Source organism: Streptomyces sp. NH27 (assembly GCF_056859195.1).
The window spans coordinates 1-3,900 of record NZ_JACEGK010000647.1; the positions used below are offsets into that span (position 1 = coordinate 1).

A 3,900-nucleotide genomic window follows, 5' to 3' on the forward strand; every position below is an offset into this window, starting at 1 on the left:
GGCCAGTTCAGCGCGCCGTGCGGCTTGGTGGCGGCGGTCGCGGCGGCGGCCAGCCCCCAGGCGAGCACCGAGCCCAGCGCGATGGCGGGCACCTCGTCCAGCGCGGCGGGTGCGAGCCGGGGCCGGTAGAGGCCGGCTCTTCGGTGGGCGGCCAGTAGTACGCACAGCAGCACGGCCGGCAGCACGGGCGCGCCGACGGGGCCGACCGCGCACAACCCGACCAGCCCGGCCAGGCAGTCCGCCGCGGCGAGCACACCGCCGGGCGACAGTAGCCGCTCGGCGCTCGACGACCCTACGGGCGAGGCCGGTTCGGCCGCGCGCTTGCCGCGCTCGGTGGCCGCGGGGTGCTGCCCGGGGAGCGCGCCGGGTGCGGGCCGCCCGCCTGCCGCGGGCCGGGCCTGCGGCTGGGGCACGACCACCCGCAGGTCGGCGTCGGCGGCGCGGTCCGGTGCTACCGCGGCCTGCCGCCGGCCCGGGTCCGTCGCCGTCCGGGCCGCCGCGAGGCCGTGCCCGGGCCGGGCCGGTGCGGTGGCCGGTGCAGTGGCCGGTGCGGTGGAGGGAGCGAAATCGGCGAAGGGGGTGCCGGGTCCGGTCGCGGCACCGTAGCTCCCGCCGTATGCCGCGTCGCCGTACGCGGCGTCGCCATAGGCCGCGTCCCCGTACGGCGGCAGGCCGGTCTCGGGCCAGGGCGGCGGGGCGGCGACGTCGCGGGCGGCGGAGTGGTCCGGGGTCGAGGGACGGTTCACGCGGTTCACCGGGCGGGCACCTCGACCTCGCGGTCCGGGTGGGTGGCAGGCTGCGCCGCCGCGGGACGCGCCGGGTGCGGCGCGAGGGCCGTGTAGAGCGCGCCGACGGCCGCCGCGGCGCCGCGTACGTCGTGGTGCGCGCGGACGTGGGCGAGGGCGCGCAGGCCGGCGGCGGCACGGGTCGCCGGGTCGGTGAGCAGCCGCAGCAACGCGGCCGCGAGCGCCGCCGGTTCGCCCGGCGGCACGACGCACAGATCGGTGTCGGCGGCCGGCACGCTCTCCCGGGCGCCGTCGACATCGGTGGCCACCACGGGCCGTGCGCACGCCATCGCCTCCAGGGGCGCGAGCGCCATCCCCTCCCAGCGGGAGGGCTGCACCACGACGTCGGCGGCCTGGTACCAGGGCAACGTGTCGGCCGCGGTCCCGGCGAAGAGCACGCCCGCAGGCGCGTCGCGCTGTAGTTGCTGCCGGTCCGGGCCGTCGCCGACCAGCACCAGCCGTGCGGCGGGCAGTCGTTCGGTCACCTCGGGCCAGGCCCGCAGCAGGACGTCCTGCCCCTTTTGCGGGCACAGTCGCCCGACGCAGACCACCACGGGCGCGTCGGCGTCGAGGTCCGCGAGCGTGGGCAGCGCCTCCCGCGCGAGTGCTTCCCGCGCGGAGGCGCGGCGCAGCGGCGGGCGGAAGTGCTCGGTGTCGATGCCGTTGGGCACGACCGCCCACGCGGCGCGCACGCCGTGCCGGGTCCCCGAGTCGCGTTCGGCGGCGCTGACGCACAGCACGCGGTGCGTCCAGCGGGTGGCGGCGCGCTCCCAGCGCAGCACCGCCCAGGCGGTCGGGCCGGACACCGCGTCGTAGGACCAGGCGTGCGGCTGGAAGACGGTGGGGACGCGGCCCCGGGCGGCCAGCCGGCCGGCGAGTCCCGCCTTGGAACTGTGCAGGTGCAGCAGGTCGGGGCCGACCGCGCGGATCACCCGGGCGACGGACCGTACCTCGGCGGGCAGCCAGGGGCCGGGCGAGCGGCGGGCGGGCCAGGGCACCACCTCGGCGCCGGCGTCGGCCGCGGCCGGTCCGAGGTCGCCGCCCGGCGGGCAGGCCACCACGATCCGTGCGCCCCGGGCCACTTGCGCGCGCACCAGGCCGGCGACGACACGGGCCACCCCGCCGTCCACCGGCTGCGCGACGTGCAGCACCGTCAGCCCGTCGAGCCGGGCTTCGCCGGCCGCTGCGGTCCCCGTCGTCAACGGGGCCTGGTCGTCATGGTCTTGCGGCATCGCGCGCCGTTCCCTCTCTCCGGGACCCGGCGAAGTCCGAAGTCCGGTCGGTACCGCGGCCCGGCGATCGGCTCCGGCGGATCGCCCGGAGCGCTGGACCAACCTTGATCAACGGGCCGCGTGTACTCAACGAATACGGTGCCTGTCGGGTAATCCCTATGAATTCTCACAGCACGGTCGCAGACGACCCCGGGTAACTCGCGCAGGACGCGCGGCGCCGACGACAGTCGCTCTGAGCTGGCCGTTTCTTATGACCATCGGATTTCGCCCGCTTGACGAGGTGTCAGCATCGAGGATCGACAATCACTCTTGTGGGGGAATGCGTCCCGCATGGTGACCGGGGGTTATCCGTTCGGGTGAAGGTTCATTACCAATCGGCTGTTGCGCTGTTGATCAGACCGGCCCTGGTACCGGGGCCGCCCTCTTCCCAGAAGGACCTATCGTGATCAAGAAGATCCTCGCCACGGCCGCCGTCGCGGCCTCCATCGCGGGTGTCTCCGCGACGGTCGCCCCCGGCGCGATGGCCATCGGCGACGACCACGGCACCACCACCGCCAACGGCAACGGCTCCGAGCAGAACTACGGCAACACCTACACCAGCGGTGTGATGAGCCCGTCGTTCGCGCTGATCCAGGGCTCGCTCAACAAGCCCTGCATCGCCCTGCCGGCCAAGGCGAACCTCGGCTCGCTCGTCGGCGTCGTGCCGATCAGCATCCAGGACCTCAACGTGCTGACGTCGCCGCAGAACCAGCAGTGCACCGAGAACTCCACCCAGTCGCAGGGCGACGAGCCGCTGTCGCACATCCTCGACGGCCTGCCGATCCTGTCCGGCAACGGCGCGGCCAACCACTGATCGACGCGACTTCGCCGTCGGCCGGCGCTGCCCGGCCTCGTTCGATTTCGTACGGCCCCGGCTCCCGATGTCCCCCGTCGGGTGGACCGGGGCCGTCGCCGTGCGGAAGTCCGTGCGGCCGTACGTGAATCCGTTCGGCCGTGCGGAAGTCCGTGCGGCTGTGCGGACTTCGTTCGGCGCGGATTTTCCGGGATTTTTGCGAGTTCCACCGTCCATTCGAGTGGATAGTGTGTCCCGGTAGCCATTCGGGAGTTTCCTCGGCACCGGGATGGTCGTTGGACCGGTCGGCAGCGGTGTGCTCGGGCGTGGAATTGCCCGGCGGGCCGTCACGAAGGCCGTGGCGATGCAACGCCGTTTCCGGAAAAGGAGTTCACCGTGAAGTACTCGAAGGTCGCAGCGGTCGCCGCCGGCACCCTGATGGCAGCCGGTGCCGCTGTCCCCGCGTTCGCCAGCTCCGGCGCCGGCGCCGTCGCCGCCGGTTCGCCGGGCGTGCTGTCGGGCAACGTCGTCCAGATCCCGGTGCACGTGCCGGTCAACCTGTGCGGCAACACCGTCAACGTGATCGCGCTGCTGAACCCCTCGTTCGGCAACACCTGCGTCAACGCCGACAGCCACTGACGTCTGCCTGACAGGCCGTGACAGCGCCCTGATCAGGTACCGCCCCGGAGTGCAGCACGGATGACCGCTCCGGGGCGTCTGTCGGGGCCGCGGAAGAGCCGCGCGCCTCTGAAGTAGCAATGTGGAAAGAAGAGTCGATGCGACAGATCCTGAGCCGGAGCCTGCTCACCGTTGCTGCCGCGGGCAGTGTCCTGGCCGTGACGGGAGGTGTTGCCCAGGCCGATTCCGGCGGCGACAGCACCGCGGCCGGTTCGCCCGGCATCCTGTCGGGCAACTCGGTGGACGTCCCGGTGCACGCGCCCATCAACGCGTGCGGCAACACCGTGGACGCGGCCGGGCTGCTGAACCCGGCGTTCGGCAACTCCTGCCGCAACGACGCGTCCCCTGCGCCCACCACCCCCTCGCCCCAGGC

General features: G+C 73.8%; 4 protein-coding genes and 1 pseudogene. 3 read left to right on the forward strand and 2 right to left on the reverse strand.

Annotated features, from left to right (window positions below; genetic code table 11):
- Both AC13HU_RS33745 and AC13HU_RS33750 read right to left on the reverse strand, forming a co-directional pair.
- Positions 1-755, reverse strand: a pseudogene (locus AC13HU_RS33745) (hypothetical protein); the annotation flags it as partial.
- Entirely contained in the window at positions 752-2,017 is a 1,266-nt protein-coding gene (locus AC13HU_RS33750; protein ID WP_483045798.1) for a glycosyltransferase, read from the reverse strand. The pseudogene AC13HU_RS33745 and the gene AC13HU_RS33750, both read right to left, overlap by 4 nt.
- A gap of 442 nt (positions 2,018-2,459) precedes the next feature.
- Between AC13HU_RS33750 and AC13HU_RS33755 the strand changes: the two genes are divergently transcribed.
- The 3 genes from AC13HU_RS33755 to AC13HU_RS33765 all read left to right on the forward strand — a co-directional run.
- Complete coding sequence (locus tag AC13HU_RS33755) at positions 2,460-2,870, forward strand: rodlin (RefSeq protein ID WP_483045799.1); 411 nt, start codon at positions 2,460-2,462, stop codon at positions 2,868-2,870.
- Between the two features lie 375 nt (positions 2,871-3,245).
- Entirely contained in the window at positions 3,246-3,488 is a 243-nt protein-coding gene (locus tag AC13HU_RS33760; RefSeq protein ID WP_483045800.1) for a chaplin, read from the forward strand.
- 137 nt (positions 3,489-3,625) lie between these two features.
- On the forward strand, positions 3,626-3,900 hold a 275-nt coding region (locus AC13HU_RS33765; RefSeq protein WP_483045801.1), incomplete at its 3' end, for a chaplin.